The 18,880-nt window shown below is 63.8% G+C and carries 16 protein-coding genes and 1 tRNA gene; 11 read left to right on the top strand and 6 right to left on the bottom strand.

All coding sequences use genetic code 11. The features are described from left to right. Positions 1–55: 55 nt before the first annotated feature. Complete coding sequence (murI, locus tag H3U89_RS01210; RefSeq protein WP_198178947.1) at positions 56–841, bottom strand: glutamate racemase; 786 nt, start codon at positions 839–841, stop codon at positions 56–58. Positions 842–908: 67 nt separating this feature from the next. On the opposite strand from murI, the gene dapF reads away from it, so the two are divergent. Next, positions 909–1,874 carry a diaminopimelate epimerase gene (dapF, locus tag H3U89_RS01205; RefSeq protein ID WP_198178949.1) on the top strand — a complete coding sequence of 322 codons (966 nt, stop codon included), beginning with the start codon at positions 909–911 and terminating at the stop codon, positions 1,872–1,874. Here dapF and H3U89_RS01200 read toward each other — a convergent pair whose 3' ends face one another. Next, entirely contained in the window at positions 1,875–2,483 is a 609-nt protein-coding gene (locus tag H3U89_RS01200) for a vitamin K epoxide reductase family protein (protein ID WP_198178951.1), read from the bottom strand. A gap of 71 nt (positions 2,484–2,554) precedes the next feature. Between H3U89_RS01200 and H3U89_RS01195 the strand changes: the two genes are divergently transcribed. Further along, positions 2,555–3,442 (top strand): PHP domain-containing protein, encoded by an 888-nt coding sequence (locus H3U89_RS01195; RefSeq protein ID WP_198178953.1) that lies wholly within the window; start codon positions 2,555–2,557, stop codon positions 3,440–3,442. 64 nt (positions 3,443–3,506) lie between these two features. Here H3U89_RS01195 and H3U89_RS01190 read toward each other — a convergent pair whose 3' ends face one another. Together H3U89_RS01190 and H3U89_RS01185 are read right to left on the bottom strand one after the other, a co-directional pair. Next, positions 3,507–3,746, bottom strand: a complete 240-nt coding sequence (locus H3U89_RS01190; RefSeq protein ID WP_198178955.1) for a DUF3107 domain-containing protein — start codon at positions 3,744–3,746, stop codon at positions 3,507–3,509. Between the two features lie 89 nt (positions 3,747–3,835). Continuing rightward, complete coding sequence (locus tag H3U89_RS01185; protein WP_198178957.1) at positions 3,836–5,476, bottom strand: phosphotransferase family protein; 1,641 nt, start codon at positions 5,474–5,476, stop codon at positions 3,836–3,838. Positions 5,477–5,579: 103 nt separating this feature from the next. On the opposite strand from H3U89_RS01185, the gene H3U89_RS01180 reads away from it, so the two are divergent. Then, positions 5,580–7,070, top strand: coding sequence for an ATP-dependent helicase (locus H3U89_RS01180; protein WP_332460519.1), 1,491 nt, complete (start codon positions 5,580–5,582; stop codon positions 7,068–7,070). 45 nt (positions 7,071–7,115) lie between these two features. Here the strand turns inward: H3U89_RS01180 and H3U89_RS01175 are convergent, their stop codons facing one another. Further along, positions 7,116–8,738, bottom strand: a complete 1,623-nt coding sequence (locus H3U89_RS01175; protein ID WP_198178959.1) for a zinc-dependent metalloprotease — start codon at positions 8,736–8,738, stop codon at positions 7,116–7,118. Positions 8,739–8,832: 94 nt separating this feature from the next. Here H3U89_RS01175 and H3U89_RS01170 point away from each other — a divergent pair, with 94 nt between their 5' ends. Continuing rightward, the gene (locus H3U89_RS01170; protein WP_198178961.1) at positions 8,833–9,699 is read left to right on the top strand and encodes a S16 family serine protease; all 867 of its coding nucleotides are present in this window, start codon (positions 8,833–8,835) and stop codon (positions 9,697–9,699) included. A gap of 51 nt (positions 9,700–9,750) precedes the next feature. Beyond that, positions 9,751–10,167, top strand: coding sequence for a DUF3052 domain-containing protein (locus tag H3U89_RS01165; protein WP_198176721.1), 417 nt, complete (start codon positions 9,751–9,753; stop codon positions 10,165–10,167). Positions 10,168–10,288: 121 nt separating this feature from the next. Here H3U89_RS01165 and H3U89_RS01160 read toward each other — a convergent pair whose 3' ends face one another. Then, the gene (locus H3U89_RS01160; protein WP_198176720.1) at positions 10,289–11,833 is read right to left on the bottom strand and encodes an MDR family MFS transporter; all 1,545 of its coding nucleotides are present in this window, start codon (positions 11,831–11,833) and stop codon (positions 10,289–10,291) included. A gap of 130 nt (positions 11,834–11,963) precedes the next feature. Between H3U89_RS01160 and H3U89_RS01155 the strand changes: the two genes are divergently transcribed. The 6 genes from H3U89_RS01155 to recO all read left to right on the top strand — a co-directional run bounded on the left by H3U89_RS01155 (position 11,964) and on the right by recO (position 18,878). Next, positions 11,964–12,037 (top strand) — tRNA-Val (locus H3U89_RS01155). Positions 12,038–12,137: 100 nt separating this feature from the next. After that, complete coding sequence (locus tag H3U89_RS01150; protein WP_198178963.1) at positions 12,138–13,880, top strand: DivIVA domain-containing protein; 1,743 nt, start codon at positions 12,138–12,140, stop codon at positions 13,878–13,880. After that, a complete protein-coding gene (dxr, locus tag H3U89_RS01145; protein WP_232345399.1) occupies positions 13,877–15,160 on the top strand; it encodes a 1-deoxy-D-xylulose-5-phosphate reductoisomerase in 1,284 nt (427 codons plus the stop codon). The genes H3U89_RS01150 and dxr overlap by 4 nt, the downstream gene beginning before the upstream one ends. Beyond that, positions 15,157–16,386, top strand: a complete 1,230-nt coding sequence (gene ispG, locus H3U89_RS01140) for a flavodoxin-dependent (E)-4-hydroxy-3-methylbut-2-enyl-diphosphate synthase (protein WP_198178965.1) — start codon at positions 15,157–15,159, stop codon at positions 16,384–16,386. Before dxr ends, ispG begins: the two co-directional genes overlap by 4 nt. Positions 16,387–16,487: 101 nt before the next feature. After that, complete coding sequence (locus H3U89_RS01135) at positions 16,488–18,140, top strand: alpha/beta hydrolase family protein (RefSeq protein ID WP_198179489.1); 1,653 nt, start codon at positions 16,488–16,490, stop codon at positions 18,138–18,140. A gap of 15 nt (positions 18,141–18,155) precedes the next feature. Next, entirely contained in the window at positions 18,156–18,878 is a 723-nt protein-coding gene (recO, locus tag H3U89_RS01130; protein ID WP_198176717.1) for a DNA repair protein RecO, read from the top strand. The last annotated feature ends 2 nt before the right edge of the window (positions 18,879–18,880 follow it).

The following is an 18,880-nucleotide window of genomic DNA, read 5'->3' as shown; positions in this document are numbered from 1 at the left end:
CCTGACAGATATTCGCGCTTGATGACAGCTTATGCGTGAACATTGGACAAGCCGTTCAGGGGCGGCAGGAGGCCAGCAGCCGCTTGGACAGATCCAGCATGGCTGGTGAGGTGTCAGAGTTGGCGATCTGCACTCTTCCGGGGCCGGGGCCCGGGTTGAGGGCATCGGCTTGGGCCAGCAGATCCTTGAGGTGGCGGGCTGTTCCCGGGTTGCCGTCGATCAGTGCCAGGTCCGGCGGGCAGATGCGGGCGATGGACTGGCGGAAGAAGACGAAGTGGGTGCAGCCCAGAACCAAAGCATCCAAATTCTGCAAATCATAGGGGTCCAAATAACGATGCAGGGTGGCGTCGACCAGGGCCTGGTCATTCAGCCTGTCAGACTCCACGATGGTCACCAGGTCTGGGCAGGGCTGGGTCAGAATGGTGTGCCTGCCGGAGAACCGTGCCATCAGGCGCGAGAACTTGGCCTCCTTCAAGGTCAGCGGGGTGGCGGTGACCAGAACCCGCTGGGGTCGGCCTCCGCCGCGCGTGCAGGCCAGTTTCAGGGCCGGCTCCATGCCGATCACCGGGATCGGGTAGCGTTGGCGCATCTGATCCACACAGACGCTGGTGGCGGTGTTGCAGGCGATGACCAAGGCCTTGACACCCTGGTCCATGAACCGGTCGCCGATGAGCTGGCAGCGCTGGGCGATCTGGGCCGGTTCCTTGGTGCCGTAGGGGGCGTATGCGGAATCGCCGAAATAGAGCAGATTTTCCTGAGGAAGGAGGTTACGGATGGCTGCGGTGACGCTCAGACCGCCGAGCCCGGAGTCGAAGATCCCGATTGGTGCATCTGATGCCATGTGATCCGCTCCTTTCGCAGCCGAAAAACCAGCCTAGCCTGTCGCCGAAGGGCCGTACGCTACAAGCATGAGTATTCCCCGGACTGTATACAAAATGCAAGCCACCGGCAACGATTTCGTGGTCTACGCCGATCCCCGGGGGGATCTGGAGCCCACGGCCGACCAGGTGCGATGGCTGTGCGACCGGCATTTCGGGGTCGGAGCCGACGGGGTCATCCGGCTGACCCATCCGGCCGATGTCAGCGACCTGAGCCAGGAGCAGGTGGATACCTGCGACCGTTTCGGCTGCCAGTGGTTCATGGACTACCGTAACGCGGACGGTTCCTTGGCCCAGATGTGTGGCAACGGGACGCGGGCCGTCACACTCTTCGCCCAGAAGCAGGGGCTGACCCCGACCATGGAGGGCTCCTCCTTCCTGCTGGGGACCCGGGCCGGGGTCAAGCGAATCGTGTCGCGCAGTCCGATGAAGAACGATGGCGAGCATGTGTTCAAGGTCAAGGTCGGGGCCTGGTGGATGGGACCGGTAGGGGACCAGCTGGTCGACGGCGGGGCACTGGGTGGCTCTGCTCCAGGCACCATGGTGGATATGGGCAATCCTCACGCAGTCGTTCTGAACTCGGTCGCTGCTGAATCGGAGGCCGGTGGGCTGCCCGGGACGGTGACCGACCTGCTGGCCAGGGCTGATCTGCCTGCCCTGGGTGATCTGGACCTGTCGATCCCGCCGCGGGTCAGGCCTGGGTTGGATGAAGGGCAGAATGTGGAGTTTCTGCGTCTGGATGCCCTGGATGATGAGCATGGCGGCGGGCGGGCCACGATGAGGGTCTATGAGCGTGGCGTCGGGGAGACCCTGTCCTGCGGGACCGGTCTGTGCGCCAGCGGCGTGCTGCTACGTGCCCTGACCGGGGTCGATCACTGGACCATCCAGGTGGGTGGGGGCCGTCTGAGAGTGGACGTGGATTCGCAGGATGTCTGGCTGACAGGACCGGCCAGAATGGTCGCCCGTCTGACCCTGGAGCATGTTCCCGGCTGCTGATCAGCCGAAGAGGGCGGATCCCTCCACAGCCAGGACGATGGTTGCCAATGCGACCAGCCAGATTAGGTCGACCATCAGATCGAAGTGCCGCTGGTAGTAGATCTGCAGCCATCCCGACCTCTTGCGCGGAAGACCCTGCTGGGTCACCGTGGCGTGGCTGAAGGCCATGAATTGCAGGCTGGTGGCGAAGGTCATGACCAGGCACCAAGGGCAGAGGGCGTGGATGACGAAGAGCGACTGGGTGAACAGCCAGAGCGCATAGGCCAGGGCGGCGACCGAGGCCAGCCAGGTCCCAGCCGCCAACAGCGCGGGCATCCTGATCCGGCACAGGCCCACCACGGCCAGCGTCAGGAAGACGGACTCGGCAATCAGTCCCAGAAAGGCATTGGGGACCGGCAGCGTGCCCAGGCGAATCAGCTCGGCCTGGGGGGACTGGGCCACGGCAGAGCAGGAGACCACCGAGTTGATGTCACAGCTGAGCTGGCCCTGGGGGTGACGTGCCAGCTGAAGGGTTTCCGCTGACAGGACCAGGCTGGCGTAGAGCGCTGCGAGCGAGGCCAAGGCGGCAATCAGATAGCTGGAAGGGGTTGACGAGGTCGGTTCGCTCATGGGGTCCATCACCTCAATGGTCGGGAAGGTTCTCTGAGACGGGAACGCGTTCACGAGTTTAGGATGGAGGCATGACGCATGAGGATACTGCCACGGTCTCCGGCTGGGACCTGCACTGCCACACTGTGTTCTCCGACGGAACCGTGACGCCCCGGGGGATGGTCGAGCAGGCGCAGCAGTTGGGTTTGGACGGTCTGGCCATCACCGACCATGACACCAATGCCGGCTGGGATGAGGCCCGACAGGCGGCACAAGAGCTGGGGATGCCCCTGCTGCCGGGCACCGAAATCACCGCTCAGGACGGCAGTGTCTCGGTCCACATGCTGGCCTACCTCTATGATCCGGAGGATCCGGTCATCGCCGGGCTCTTCGCCAAGACCAGGGAGGCCAGGCTGACCAGGACCAGGACCATGGTGGAGCTGATCTCCCGGGATTATCCGATCACCTGGCAGGATGTGCTGGACCAGGTCAAGGAGGGGTCGAAGACCACGGTGGGGCGTCCGCATATCGCCGATGCCCTGGTCAAGGCCGGTGTCTATGCCGACCGGAGTCAGGCCTTCGCCGGGGTCTGCTCCTCCGGAAGCGCTTACTACCTGCCTACGCCCTCGCCGACCACCCATCAGGTGCTTGAAGCGGTCAACCATGCAGGCGGCGTCCTGGTCATCGCCCACCCCGGTGCCGTCAGCCGCAATCCCGTCCTGCTCCCCGACCAACAGATCGCCGCGTTGGCCAGGGAGGGTCTGGGAGGCCTGGAGGTCTGGCATCGGGACAATCCTCCTGAGCAACGTCGACGGCTGCTGGCCCTGGCCCAACGCTGGGGGTTGCTGGTCACCGGAGGATCGGATTGGCACGGCCAAGGCAAGCCCAATCGCATGGGGGAGAACAGCACCAGTGGCGACGTGGTGGCCCGAATCGTGGCCAGGGCCCGGGGGAGCCGTCCTGTGGCCTGGAAGGGTTAACCGATATGGATGGGGGGCGGTCGGACCACAAGGATCCGGCCGCCCCCGTCAGGCGATCACAGCCTCAGTCGGCGGAGCCTCCCAGAACGCCGAAGCCCACCGGATGGGTGGTGTCGGAACCGACCACTGCGTAGCCCAGGGACTCCTTGGGGACAATGATGTGCCGACCCTTGTCGTCCACCAGGTCGATGGGTCCGCCCTCGTTCAGGGCCTGGGTGATGTGGGCAGCCACCTCGTCCGCCTTGGCATTGGTGCTGAAGTTGACCGTGCGGGCCACATTCTTGATGCCGAATTCGATATCCATTGCTACCTCCAAGGTTGTTCTCCGTCGCCCAGACCTGCCGGTCCGCGGATCTTCCGGTCTCATTATTCGCTGACCCAGGTGATTACGCTCTAAGCGTCTCCCTGATGTTCCTCCTGGGAAGACACGGTTTCCGACGGGGATGCCGATGCCTGCCCGTCTGCTGTGAGCGTGGGGGTCTGCTCGGGCTGGGGTTTTCTGGGAAGGATGATGGTCTCTGCCTGATCGCTTGCCAGGGCTTGAGCTGGTGGGGCATCATGCGGCTGGGGAGCGGCTTCTCCCGGCACAGGGGTGTTCGAGGGCTGGTCGTCTCCGGACGGGTCTGCGGACGAGCCGATTACCGCAGCCTTTGGATTCGTTTCGCCATCCGCATCCTCGTCACTGGTGGCTGGGTTGCCGATGCCGCGGAAGTGATCGCTCAGGCCTGATGCCTCCTCCTGGGCAAGGGGAGGAACAGTCGGTGGCTTGGATTGATCGTCGGCGTCTGTGTCTGTGCTCCGGGACTGTCTGATGGGTTTGTTCCTGGCATCGGAGTGGTCCATGGCGGTCTGGGCCAGAGCCAGGTCAGCCATTTCCACCCTGTTGATGGCGATGGTGGCCGAGTTCTCATCCGAGGCATTCGTCGAGGCGGGGTCCGGCTCCGGTGCCGGGTTCTCCTGTACCTTGGAAGCAGAGGGGTCTTCAGCATTATCGTCGCCCAGCAGGGTGCCCACGGTGATTGTGGAGGGTGCGCCAGCGGGTGACGGACTGGGCGTATTCTGCTGCCGACGGGCGCGTTGATCCTGCTCGTGGTCGCCCAGCTGTTGGGCCAGACGCTCCACCTGGGCCTTGAATTGGATGATGCGCTCGTTGTCCGCATGATCCAGGGCGGTGATGAAGTCGCCCACCTGCTCCATCTGCAGCCAGAGATTGGCCCGGAGCATGATCAGGTCGTCCAGCCGAGCCCCCATCATCCTGCCATAGGCTGCGATGACTGCATTGCGGCGGGACCCGTCCAGCTTGGCGAAAATCCAGGCCAGGTCACGGGCAGGATCGTTGATCTGCATATCCTGCCAGCCGTAGACGCCGCTGAGTCCGGAGCCTGTATAGAGCAGATCGCCGTCCGAGAAGCCTCCGTGCACGGTGCAGGTTTCAAAGGACCAGAGTCCGTCGGTCGATACGATGGATGCCCACGAATTGGTGATTTCCTTGGGCACATGGCCGTCCATGCGCAGCCGCTTGATCCATCCCCGCAGTTGGGCCGCGATTTGGGCGGTGGAGAAGGCCGGATAGCCGTGGGTCTTCAGAAAATCAGGGCGAACCCGATGGATGGCGCCGATGGCTGTACCTGCGGCGGTGCATTCGTTCATGGTCAGCAGGTGGAGGGGGCGGATTCGGCCTGGGCAGTGGGTCATGACGGCAACAGCTGTGGTGCCGGTCGGACTGTCCGCCCTCTCGCCGGGCTGGTAGGCCAGGATGCGCTCGACTCGGAAGCCCATGGCCGCCATCTCCTTGGCGTCGGCCAGGGCCTGAGCCGCCTTGACCCGAGCGGCCAGCCGACGCTTGCCGGCTTCCGAGCTGGTGGCCCAGACGTCGTAGACGTTGCCGGTCGCGTCCTGGACCACGGCGCAGTCCACGCCCTGTGCACGATCCAGACTGCTGAGCTGGTCGCAGTCCCGCGCGCCGGTCATGGGCACCTCGGGCATGGCAGCCGACGCCAGGGCGGCCAGGGTCAGCTTCGTTCGTTCAGTCACATTCTCAAGGATAATACAAGGACCGTTGTGAATACGGTTGTCCACTTGACCACATGGGCACGCCGCCGCTGCTTTCGGTACCGGCCTTTGACACAATGGGGGTGTGCATGAGGATGAGGAACGATTGCTGGAGGGTCTGGATCCCGCCCAGCGGCAGGCGGCTACAGTGCTTGAAGGGCCTGTGCGGATCGTCGCGGGGGCCGGGGCTGGCAAGACCAGGACCATCACCCGACGGATGGCCTATGCCTGCGCCAGCGGCAGCTGGGAGCCCTCCAGAACCTTGGCAGTGACCTTCTCGGTGCGTGCCGCGGCAGAAATGCGCGATCGGCTGACCAAGCTTGGCGTGTCGGCCTCCCTGCAGGCGGCGACCTTTCACTCGGCGGCCCTGCATCAGCTCAGGCGGGTTTGGCCCCAGGTCAGCGAAACCTATCCTCCTGATCTGATCGAGGATGTGGGGCCCCTGGTGTCCTCCTCCTACCAGCGGGTCTGCGGGCAGGAGGCCGACCCGGGCCAGGTCAGGGACCTGACTGCGGAGATCAACTGGGCCAAGGTGGGGCTGATCGCTCCCCAGGACTACGTTCGGGTCTGCGCGGCCAGCCACCGTCTGCCGCCTGCCGGTCTGGAGGCTGATCGGATGGCCGACCTGTACACGGTCTTCGAGAACTCCAAGGCCGCCCATAATCAGATGGACTTCAACGATATTCTTCTGCTGGTCTGTCACATATTGCAGGAAGGCGGCCAGGCTGCTGCCGACATTAGAGACCGAATCGGCTGGCTGACCGTGGACGAGTACCAGGATGTCTCGCCCCTGCAGCACCGGTTGCTCAAGCTCTGGCTCAACGGCAGGCAGAACCTGTGTGTGGTGGGGGACCCGGCCCAGACCATCTACTCTTTCGCCGGGGCCACTTCCTACTACCTGCTGAACTTCCCCCAGGAATTCCCCGGCATCAAGGCCGACCTGGACCTTTCCACCGACTACCGGTCCACGGGAAGGGTGGTTCACTACGCCAACGGCATTCTGGCGCGCTCGCCAGTACGGGACGACTATCTGAAGCTGACCTCGGCCCGTCAGGAGGGCAGCAGAGTCGCGATGACACGTTATGAGGACGATGCTGATGAAGCTGGGGCCGTGGCCTCCCGGATATCCTCCATGATCCGGAAGGGTGCACGGCCCGGTCGATTTGCGATTCTGACGCGGATCAACGCCCAACAGACCCTGATTTGCCGTGCCCTGCACGAACGCGAGATCGGCTACCGGGTCCGCACTGAGTCAGGATGGCAGAACCAGTCGGTCGATCTGAGCAAGCAGGAGGTGCTGGAGCAGCTGGAGGGCGGCATGGGTCAGGGAAGGGTCACGGTCTCCACCATTCATGCCGCCAAGGGGTTGGAGTTCGCCCATGTCTTCATCGTGGGCTGTGCCGAGGGGCTGATTCCTTTTGGTTCACCGCCCGAGGGGGATGCCCTGGAGGAGGAGCGCCGCCTCATGTATGTAGGAGTGACCCGGGCCGAGGACACCCTCCACCTTTCCTACGCGGAGCACAAGGACGGGAGTGCCTTCGTCCGACGGGCCCCCAGCCGGTTCATTCACCGCTGAGTGCTATCCCCGGGCCCTGGGAACTCGGGACAGAGGGGATGCGATTCAGTCTTGGTGGTTGTCCGAATCACCCTTGTCTGAAGCGTTCTGATCCGGGTGACCGTCATCGGTGTCCTTGGAATCGTTGCCGGCGCTCTTCTGGTTGCCCGGAGCTTCGTGATCTGAATGCTCCTGGTCATTGGAAACGTCGGAGTCTGCAGGGGTGGTCGGATCGGCAGAGGAATCCGTTTCCTCGGCGTTCAGCAGTTTGTCCAGCTCGGCATCCCAGTCCACCGATGTGGCGGGAGTGTCGGCCTTGTGCTCGGATTGCCCCTCCGCAGAGGTCGATGCTCCACCCTCGTCGGCTTCCGCTTTGACAGGCAGGGAAGGCAGCAGATCCGGATGGGACCAGTGGTCGTCACGGCCCTGGACGCCCTCTTCAGCGGTGATGCGCCCCCAAAGGTCGGCGGCCTCGCGCAACCGCTTGGGATGGAGATGCAGGCCCAGCAGGGACTCGAAGGTCTGCTCGGCCGGCCCTCCCACGGCACGCTCGCGTCGGGTCATCTCCCGCAGCTGCTCCAGATGGGGCAGGTGGGCCATGCCGGCGTTCCAGACCACGCAATCCACCCAGCCGTCGACCAGGGCCAGCAGGTCGCCCAGGCTGTGCAGGGCCTCCTTCTGCTCAGGGGTGTCTTCGATGCCTACGTTGCTGAGGTTGATGGCACCGGCGATGGATTCGGGGTTGATTTGCTCAGCGTCGCGCAGCTGGTCCTCCACGGCATCCAGGTCGATGGATACTCCCCGGGCGTACTTGCCGATCAGTGCCTCGAAGCGCGGCATCAGCCAGGGGACGGCGGCGTAGAGCCGGGCGTGGGCGGCCTCCTTGAGGGCCATGTAGCGGGTGACCTCGTCCAGATCCAGCTCCAAGGATTTGGCGTAGGCCTTGATGTTCTGTGGAATGAGGGCTCCGGCGGGGTTTTTCAGCAACGGTATGCCCTGGTCGAATCCTCCGCGGACCTCCTTGGCCAGCTCTCCGGCGGCCTGCCCCAGCTGCATGGCAAAGGAGGTGTTCCCCAGCAGCCTCAACAGGGTGGTCGGATCCTTGAGGTTGTCGGGCAGGGGAATGGGCACAGGTCCGGCGAACATTCCTGAGATCTCGCCCTGATCGAAGCCTTGGAAACGTTGGCTTATGACGGAGGTCAGGGCTTCGCTGACCGCCTGGGCCACCGGCGAGGCGAACTGGACCCAGGCGTCTATGCTGCCCTCGATCCATCCGGCGCGGGTCAGGGCTTCGGTCTGGCCCGGGGCGGGGTCGAAGGCGCAGACGGTGTCCAGCCAGAGGTTGGCTTCGCTCATGACCCGGGCCACCCGGTCGCTGTCCTCGGCTGTGATTGTGGTATCGGACTGGTCGGCCCTGGTGCGTCCCAAGGCGATGTTCTTGGCCAGTGCAACGTTGATGGGACCCTGGTCAGCCTGGGCCTGCATATCGGCAGGGGTGTTCAGCCCCCCGGCCGTGAAGGCCTGGATCAGAGCCTGGACCTCGGAGGGTTTGGGCAGCTGATCGGCTCCCTGGGCCGCCATCTGGGAGCGGATGGACTCAGGCAGCTGTGAGAACTGACTCCAGGCCAGCTCGCCCTGCACCGGGCCGAAGCACTCGATGAGCCATTGGTGGATTGCATTCTCGTCCATTGCTTTGATTCCAGTCCTCGCCAAGGCAGGTCGTCCGCCATCAAGGTTGACGTCTGCCGGGATTATCGTCTTCATCAACCATAATATTGGAGCTATGACACTTCCGCACGGGAAATCGGATCACTGCGCCACAGGCGCACCCGAAAGGCAAATCGGGAAGCTTGGCGGACCCACCCGCAAAATGCTGGTCGGCGGTCTTCTGGTCATTCTGGCCATCTTGGTTCTTTTCCTCCCCTCGCCTTATACCATCGAGACGCCCGGGCCCACCCAGGACGTGCTGGGAAGTTCAAAAGGCTCACCGGTCATCAGGGTCAGGGGCGGTCAGGTCCACCATGACAAGGGCCGCCTGCTGATGACCACGGTCAATGCCCGCGGAATCCCCGGCTATCCGGCCTCAAATCTGGATGCCTTGGTGGGCTGGGTCGACCCCCACGCCACGGTGCTTCCCCAGGAGGCCGTAGTCCCTCCCGGACAGAGCGTGGAGGAATACAAGCGTCAGGAGCAGGGCGATATGCACGGTTCCCAGAAGGCTGCCTCGGCCCAGGCTCTGGCCTTCCTCAAGGCTCGTGGATATGACGTATCAGGCCTGCAATTCAGCATGAGGGTGGCCGACATCGGAGGTCCCTCGGCCGGACTCATGTACACTCTGGGGGCCATCGACAAGATCACCCCGGAGCAGGAGACCGGCGGTCTGACCATCGCCGGAACCGGCACCATGGATCAGAAGGGACGGGTCGGTGCCATCGGCGGCATCCAGTTGAAGATGCTGGGCGCCAGGCGGGACGGCGCCACCTGGTTCCTGGCCCCGGAGGCCAACTGCCCCCAGGTTGCAGGCCATGTGCCACAGGGGCTGCGCGATGTGCGGGTATCCACCTTGGATGAGGCCTACAAGGCCCTGGTGGCCATCGGCCATGGCCAGGGGGATGGGCTGCCACGCTGCACGGCCACCAAAGGCAGGTAAGACAAGGCCGGTGCAATTGGTGAATTCCGGCAGTCTTGTTATGCTGAAGCCGTGGCTGAGACTACAACCTATACAGCGGAAGAGTTCGGTTTTCATCCCGGAGATATCGTTCAGGAATGGATGTGGGACGATGATGTCGATGACGGAATCCGGACCAGGATCGAGGATCTGACCGGCGAAGAGCTGGTGGACGAGGACTATGACGCAGCCGTGGATGGGGTCATCATCTGGTGGCGGGACGGGGATGCCGAGGACGATCTGGCGGATACCATCATGGATGCCTCGGCCATGGTCAACGAGGGCGCACCTTTCTGGGTGCTGACCCCCAAACCCGGCAGGCCCGGAGCTTCGGCGCCGGGGGTCGTCTCCAACGCGGCCAAGACCGCGGGCATGAACGCCCTGATGCCCACCACCGTCAGCAAGGATTGGAACGCCACCCAGCTGCGGGCTTTCGGCAAGGGCAAGTGAGACTTCTGGTTGCATAAGCGCCACTCAACGAGGTGGTGGGGGATCAGGGTCAACCGATGCCCCTACCACCTCATTGTCATTCAAGGGGAATTCCCGAAGGAATCCGTCTGGTCAGAGGCCTTTACTGCTCGCCCTTCTCAGCAATGGCAGGAGCCACCGTCGTGGCCTTGTTCTGGTATTCGGCCAGCAGGGTGCGCGAGCGGATGTCGCAGAGGTTGGCCACCAAGGCCACGATCAGGATGACCAGGCCCACCAGGAAGATCCAATGCAGGCCGTCGAAGACGATGGTGCGGGCCGGGCCCAACAGGCGTGAGGGGATGCTCCCTGCCGTAGCCGGGTTGATCATGCTGTTCATCATGTCCTCGGTCAGTCCCTTATGCTGGGGCACCTCGCGGGCGATGACCGTGTTCATGACGATGCCGAAGATGGAGACCATCAGGGTCTGCCCCAGGGAACGGGCCAGAGTGTTGAAGCTGGTCGAGGCGCCTACATCGCCGGCTGGCACCACGCTCTGGGCGGTGATGGTCGAGGTGGTGATGGTCAGGCCGAAGCCGAAGCCCACCACGGCGGAGATGACCAGGAAGACCCAGTAGGCGGTGGCCTGGGGGACGGCTATGTAGCAGATGCAGGCCGTCAGGATGAAGGCCAGACCGATGTTGGTGGCCCGGTGCGGCGGGTGGTGCATGGTCAGCGGTCCGGCCAGGTAGGCGCCCAGGAGCCAAAGAATCGAGGAGGGGGTGACCACAAAGCCGCCCAGGGAGGGATTCATCCCCAGAACAGACTGCATCCAGATGGGCATGTAGGTGTCGAAGCCCATGAGGAATCCGGCCACCAGGAGCATGCAGATGTTCTGAATGACGAAGGTCCTGATGCGGAAGAGGCGCAGGGGCAGGATGGGATCCTCCTGGCGGCCCTCCACATGAAGAAGCAGGGCAAAGGTGACCACGGTGGCCGCAGCCAGGACCAGGGTGATCCGCGTATCGCCAGCCGATCCCAGGCTCTGCAGGCAGAGCATCAGGCAGATCAGGCAGACGCTGAGCAGCCCGATGCCGATGTAGTCGACGCGAGTTTCACGCGCCTGGATATGCTCGCTCAGGAAGATCTGGATCATGATGATGACCAGCAGCCCGATGGGCACGTTGATGGCGAAGACCCAGTGCCAGCTTATCTGCTGGACGATGAAGCCTCCCAAGAGGGGGGCGATGATGGAGGCGATGCCCCAGGCCGAGCCGTTCAGGCCGATCATGCCCGCCCGCTTGTCCAGGGGGTAGATGTCGGCCAGGACCGTGTAGGTCAGCGGCTGGATGGCGCCTGCCCCCAGGCCCTGCAGAAAACGGGCGCCGATCAGCTGGGGCATGGACTGGGAGAGTGCGCACAGGGTGGACCCTATTACGAAGACCAGCAGGCCGATGGTCAGCAGGGGCTTGCGGCCGAAGCGGTCCGAAAGCTTGCCGTAGATGGGCGTGGTGACCGCCGTCATGAGCAGATAGATGGAGTAGACCCAGTTCATGATGGACAGCCCATGCAGGTCCCCGATGATGGTGGGCATGGCGGTGGAGACGATGGTCCCCTCGATGGCCGTCATGAAAGTGGCGATGAAGACCGCCACCGTCACCAGGGTGCGGTTGGTCTTCCTGCCACTGCCTGTATCGACTGTCTGTGACAATCCGAACCCCCTCTTATATGGTGAATATGGTGTGTTTCTCTTCTTTTGCGGACAAGGCCCGCGAATTCCTAGTGGATTATAGCCGCACCGTGCAGCCTTGTCACCGTGTATTCTGCTAAGGTAGTGTGCTGGTCCCGTGGCTCAGTTGGTTAGAGCGCCACCTTTACACGGTGGATGTCCCCGGTTCGAGTCCGGGCGGGACCACAGGGGTTTTTAGGGGGCGTGCCCGAAGTCGCGTCTTAGCGCTCACGTAGAATCGATGCACGACGATCGTTGGCAAGAAAGGTCAGGAGGTCGATGCCTGATGTCAGCTAAGCCTGATGCCCGTGGAACCGAGGCGACCATCGCGCGCTCGGGCAAGCGCAAGTGGGGATATGACACCAAGCAGGTGGACGCCTTCCTGGAGCGGGCTCACTCACTTTATGAGAGCCAGGACCCTGATCTGACCCAGGAGGAGATAGCCAACGCCTCCTTTGATCTGTGCAAGAACGGCTATATCATCACCCAGGTGGACGCTGCCCTCTCACGGCTGGAAAGGGTGATTTCCGACAGGCAGACCAGTCTGGAGATAGCCCGGGTGGGCGTGGATGGTTGGACGACCAGAATGGTCAGTCTGCAATCGGAGCTGACCACTCATGCCGGCAGACCATCGGGCAGTGTCTTCAAGCGTGGGGATCCCGGCATGCCCTCATACGACTGCAAGCAGGTGGAACGGCTGATTGAGCAGGTCCTCAACAAGACCTCTGACCAGCTCAACCTCCAGGAGGGGCGGAAGACGGATTCGGGCAAGTCGAAGAACACCGACATCACAGCTGACCGCGTCTCCAACGTCATCTTCACCCAGCGGCGGGGGCCCAAGGGTTATGACGAGCGCCAGGTGGACTTCTTCCTGGCCAAGGCCGTCGAGCTTCTGGAGCAGTTGGAGTCCTTTGCCAGGGTCAGCGAGAGGGCCAAGAGAGCCAGCGCCAATGCAACGGCGTCCGCTGCTGTTCCTGTGCAGTCGCAGCCAGCCGTGCAGGACCCCTCAGCTTCGGGTGTTCAGCCGCTGATTGGACAGAGCCAGGCACCCGCCTGGAGCATCCCCAATGCCTCCGCTGTCGCGAGCGCCCAGGGCAGTCAAGACGATTTCGCTCAACTGCACCAGGCGGAGCGGGCCATCTTCGAGGCTCCGACAAGCAGCACGCAGACGACGCCTACAGCTCCGACGGCGCAGCCCAACAGTTCTCTGAGTGCTCTGGCTTCGGCGGTCAACCAGCGACTGGCCCAGGAAGGCGTTGGGGCAGCCACGGCGGCATCTGCGGCAGCTACGCCTGCCTCATCAGCAGGCATGAGCGGCGGAGCCCCCGTCGCCTCTGCCGATCCCGCCCCTGCCAATCCATTCGTCTCCGGTCAACAGGAATCGGTCATGCCTGTCTCCGTGCCGCCTGCGGTTGCACAGCCGGTCTCTGCGCCAATCAGCCACAATCCTGTGGATCCCACTGCAACGTCAGCGGCATCCGCGTCGGCTGCGCAAGCCGCCCCCTTCAACCCGGTGACGACTTCTTCGCCTTCCACTGCACCACAGACTCCTGAACCTGCTGCATTCCAACCGACCCCTTCGGCACCCGTAGCCTCCACCCCGCCTACATCGGCAGGGAATGCTTTCGTCCCCTCCACAAGGCCGGAACCGCCGGTGTCTGCCTCGACGACAGGGGCTGATACTGACGGCACGTCTACGCCGGGATCCACCTCGATCATCTCCTCGCCCTTCGTCGATGGTCCTCTGGGCGCAGGCGGACCACTTGGCAGCTATGAGGAACCGGCACCAGCAGTGCCCGAGGCCCAGGAGCGTCCCTGGGCTGAAACAGCCGGGAGCAGCACGGATACACCCGACTGGGCCAAGCCTCGGTACTCACAAAACACACAGGGGAACAAGCAGGACCAGGACCCGGATTCCTATCTGGCCTCCCTGCTCAACCAGGATCTGCCCAAGATGGATCTGGACATCCCCGATATTTCTTTCCCGGCCTTCGGCGACGAGGGGGAGCAGGATAAAGGCGGTCGATGAGTCATCTGACAGCAGTGAATACAGGCAGTGAAGGCAGGCAGGGCGGTTTGTCGGTCGGGTGTGAGCGCACCTTGACGGATTGGTCGCCCAGGGATGATGCCGACCAGTCTCGTAGTCTGGTCATCCTGGGATCCACAGGATCCATCGGCACCCAGGCCCTTGATCTGATCAGTCGTCATAGGGATCGTTTCCAGGTGACCGGGTTAGCCGCTGGCGGTGCCCATGTCGAACTTCTGGCCCGACAGGCCCGTGACTTTGGCGTGACTCGTCTGGCTCTGGCCGACAAGACCCGGGTTCCGGCCCTGCAGCAGGCTCTCAAGGCCCTGGGGTCGACCGGCATTCGGATAGAGGCAGGCATGGATGCGGTCCAGGCTCTGGCCGGCTCCGGCAGCGATCTGGTCCTCAACGGCATCACCGGATCAGTCGGTCTGCGCCCATCCATTGCGGCCCTGCAGGCCGGATCCCAGCTGGCTCTGGCCAACAAGGAGTCTGTGGTGGCCGGCGGCCATCTGCTCTTTGACGCCGAGATAAGGCCGGGCCAGATCAACCCGGTCGACTCCGAGCATTCGGCCATCTGGCAGTCCCTGCGTTCGGGACAGCATGGAGAGGTGGCCCGTCTGGTGGTCACCGCCTCGGGAGGTCCTTTCCGGGGTTGGAGCCGTCAGGCCATGCGTCAGGTCACCCCTGAGCAGGCCCTGAACCATCCGACCTGGTCCATGGGTCCGGTGGTCACCATCAACTCCTCCACCATGGTCAACAAGGGTCTGGAGGTCATCGAGGCCAGCAGGCTCTTCCGAATTGAGCCCGAGCGGATCACCGTGGTGGTCCACCCCCAGTCCGTGGTCCACTCCATGGTCCAGTTCCAGGATGGGGCCACCATAAGTCAGGCCTCGCCTCCTGACATGCGTCTGCCCATCGCCCTGGGCCTTTCGGCCCCAGTCCGTCTTGACAATGTGGCTGCGGCCTGTGACTGGTCCAAGGCCAGCAGCTGGACTTTCGAGCCCCTGGACGACGAGGCCTTCCCGGCGGTCAACCTGGCCAGGCGGGCTCTGGGCAGCTGCGAGCCCATGACTGCGGTCTTCAATGCCGCCAACGAGCAGGCGGTCAGGGCCTTCCTGGATCACCGGCTGCCCTATCTGGACATCGTCGAAACCATCCGGTCGGTCATGGATGCCATGGAAAAGCATCTTCCGGGAACATTCACATCCGTGGAGGTAATGGAGCAAGTCGAGCATGAGGCACGCCAAAGGGCCGATGCTTTGATAGACATGACAGCGTGAGTAGCATTCCCAAGACCGAACAGTCAGCATCCTCCCAGGGGTTCCGCAAGACAGGCGAGCAGGCCATCAGCCAGAGTCCGCTGCATCCTCGTCGCCGCTCCCGTCGGATCATGGTGGGGCCTGTGCCGGTCGGCGGGGGAGCCCCCATTTCGGTGCAATCCATGACCAACACGGTCACCGCTGACATCAACGCCACCCTGCAGCAGATCGCCGAGCTGGCCGCCGCCGGCTGCGACATCGTGCGGGTGGCTGTGCCCAGCCAGGATGATGCCGACGCGCTTCCCATCATTGCGAAGAAGTCGCCCATCCCGGTCATCGCCGACATCCACTTCCAGAGCAAGTACGTCTTCCAGGCCATCGATGCCGGCTGTGCAGCCGTCAGGGTCAACCCGGGCAACATCCGCAAGTTCGACCAGGTCGGCCCCGAAATCTGCAAGGCGGCCACAGACGCGGGCATCTCCCTGCGCATCGGGGTCAACGCCGGCAGCCTGGACAAGGACATCTACGCCCGCTACGGCGGCCCCACTCCGGAGGCCCTGGTCGCCTCGGCCCTGAAAGAGGCCCATATGTTCGAGGACGTGGGCTTTCACGACTTCAAGATCTCCGTCAAGCACCACGACCCCGTCACCACGGTCCAGACCTACAGGCTCCTGGCCTCCAAGGGCGACTGGCCCCTGCACCTGGGCGTGACCGAGGCCGGGCCCTCCTGGCAGGGAACCATCAAATCCTGCCTGGCCTTCGGCGCGCTATTGGCCGAGGGCATCGGCGACACCATCCGGGTCTCCCTGTCCGCGCCGCCTGTGGAAGAGGTCAAGGTGGGCTGCAAGATTCTGGAATATCTGGGTCTGCGCCAGCGCCACTTCGACATCATCTCCTGCCCCTCCTGCGGCAGGGCCCAGGTGGACGTGATCGAGCTGGCCAAGGAGGTCACCGAGGGGCTCAAGGACATCACCGCACCCATCCGGGTGGCCGTCATGGGCTGCATCGTCAACGGACCAGGCGAGGCCAGGGAGGCCGACCTGGGAGTGGCTTCGGGCAACGGCAAGGGTCAGATCATCATCAAGGGCAAGGTGGTGCAGACCGTGCCTGAGGACCAGATCGTCCCCACCCTGCTGGAACGGGCCAAGGAAATCGCCGCCCAGATGGATGCCAAGGCTGCGGCCGAGGGTGAAACCCTGCCGGAGGCGGGCCCCATGGTGGTCCCGGTCACTGGCCGTGCCAGCTGAGGGCGTAAGCGCCATCCCCGCCACCGGCTACAATGACCGACGTGTCCCAAGAGGTTGAGCGTTCCCTCCCTGCAAGCGGGTGGAGCAGGGTCAGGCGGCTGATGACCAGCCTGCCCGTCTTCATCATCCTCATGGGCCTGCTGGTTTCTGTCTCCCACTTGACCGCCGTTCCCTGGAAATACGAACCAGTGGATCAGAATTTTCCCACCCTGACTCCGGACACCGCGGTCACCTTCGACTGGCCTGCCGGGGTTGACAGGGATACCGTGGGGCAGTACCAGGTCGAATCCCGTCACCAGGAACTGAGCGTGGAAAGGCCCGCCACTGGGGAGCACCAGCGCATCCGGATTCTGATCCGCACCCCCAAGGGGGCTTCAGGGAATCGGCCGGCAGTAGTCTTCATGCATGGCGCCGGATACGGCACCTGCGACAACTCCTTCGGGGACGTGGCCCGGACCCTGGCCTCTGCCGGTTTCGTCACCGCCGTGCTGGACAAGCCGGTCTGGTCCACCACGGATGCCGACCGGGACTATCCTGCTTCGGCCAAGGCCTACGAGCGGGTTGCCAACCTGCTGCGCGACCGGGATGATGTGGATGCATCCAAGGTGGGCATCTATGCCACCAGCGAGAGCACCTGGATCGCCGCCATGCTGCTGACCATGGACCACCGGATCGCCTTCCAGATCCTGCTCAGCCCCATGGTCTATTCCCCGCGCCACGCCATGGGCTTCTTCGTGGCCCAGGACTTCGCCATCGCCGGGGCCAACCAGGGCTACCAGTCGGTGGTCCGTCGGCTCTTCAGCACCGATGCCTCCCTCTTGGGCCTGAATAATCTGGATATCGATCCCACCGACCGCAACACCTATGCCATTCCCACCCTGCTGGCCTACGGGGCCAAGGATGTCATGACCGCCCAGGTGGAGGGGGTGCAGCGCGTGCTCTCCCAGGCCCATGCTTCGGGCAACGAGAACGTCACTGTGCGGTCCTACCCGGTCTCCAACCATGTGCTGCGGCTGGGGGATGAAGCCCGGACCGGCACACCCCTGGCCGACCACTATCAGCAGGACATGATCGACTGGGCGGTGGGCCAGGTCCACGGCCTGCATCAGACCAGCCCCAGCGTGGGCGGGGCCACCATCCACCAGTCCATAGCCGTGCCCACTGACCTGCGGGGGCGGCGCTCGCTGACCATCTATATGCTGGTCCTGCACCTGCTGACCCTGGTGCTTTTGCTGGCGGCCCTGGTCATGGCCCTGGTGGCCGGTCTGATGAAATTGTTCCGCCTGCGACGACGCAAGGAACCGGTCCTGGGTTTCAGCCATGGCTTCGGCGGCACCCTGGTCACCATCACCGGCACCACCCTGGCTACCCTGGTCCTTTTCGGAGCCGGTCTGGGGCAGGTCATCATGGCGGTGGTACGCCTGGGCTGGGGCGGCGTGCCCGACCAGGCCGGGGTCAGCTACTGGAGCTGGCCGGTCATCCAGGTGGTCTGCGCCCTGGTCATCTGGGCCTGGTCGCGCACCTTCGCCCGCATGGTCGAGGTCGCCTCCCTGAGGGGATTGGACCGGCTTCCCGACCGGGTCCGCACAAGCAAGGCCGGCGGCCCCACTTTGCGTCAGCAGATGCGCAACTTGGATCCCAGGCCTGTTCTGGCCTCCACCCGCTTTGGCATTGCCCTCTTCATCGTCACCACCCTGGCCATGTTCGGAGTCCTGCTGATCTTCGCCTTCTGGGGCCTGTTCATCTACCAATGAAAGGACGGGACCGTCGTGGCCATCTATCGTGACGAGGGCCTGGTCCTCAGAACGGTCAAACTGGGCGAGGCCGACCGGATCGTCACCATTCTGACCAGGGGACACGGCAAGGTCAGGGCCGTGGCCAAGGGGGTTCGACGGACCAAATCCCGTTTCGGCGCCCGGCTGGAGCCATTCATGCGTGACGATCTGCTCATCTCCCGTGGCCGCAACCTGGACATCGTCTCCCAGGCCGTCTGCATAGCCGCCTATGCGGATGCCATATGCGCCGACTATGACCTCTACGCCAACGGGGGCGTCATGCTTGAGACCGCCGACAAACTGGTGGTGGGCGAGCATGAGCCGGCCCCGGAGCAATACCGTCTGCTGGTCTCCGCCCTGGCCAGCCTGGCAGGTCACCGGCATGGACCCCGCGACATCGGTGCCTCCTACCTGCTCCGTTCCCTGGCGCTGGCGGGCTGGAGGCCCCGGCTGGATTCCTGCATCGTCTGCGGCCGGACCGACCAGCTGACCCATTTCTCGGTGCCCGGCGGCGGTGTGGTCTGCAGTCGGGACAGGCCTACCGACGCCGTGGCGGTGGATCCCGCCACCATGACACGCTTCCGGGCGCTGAGCACCGGGGACTGGTCCAAGCTGGACGGCAAGGGTTCCACCCCCCTGTGCGACGGTCTTGTCGAGAAATGGGGCGAATATTACCTGGAGCGGCCCATCAGGTCCCTCAGGCTATTAGATTCTTGAAG

It is taken from the genome of Bifidobacterium sp. W8104 (assembly GCF_016100735.1).
GTDB classification, from domain to species: domain Bacteria; phylum Actinomycetota; class Actinomycetes; order Actinomycetales; family Bifidobacteriaceae; genus Bombiscardovia; species Bombiscardovia choladohabitans.
The sequence above is the reverse complement of the archived record's forward strand: the minus strand, read 5'-3'. Positions and strand labels throughout refer to the sequence as shown.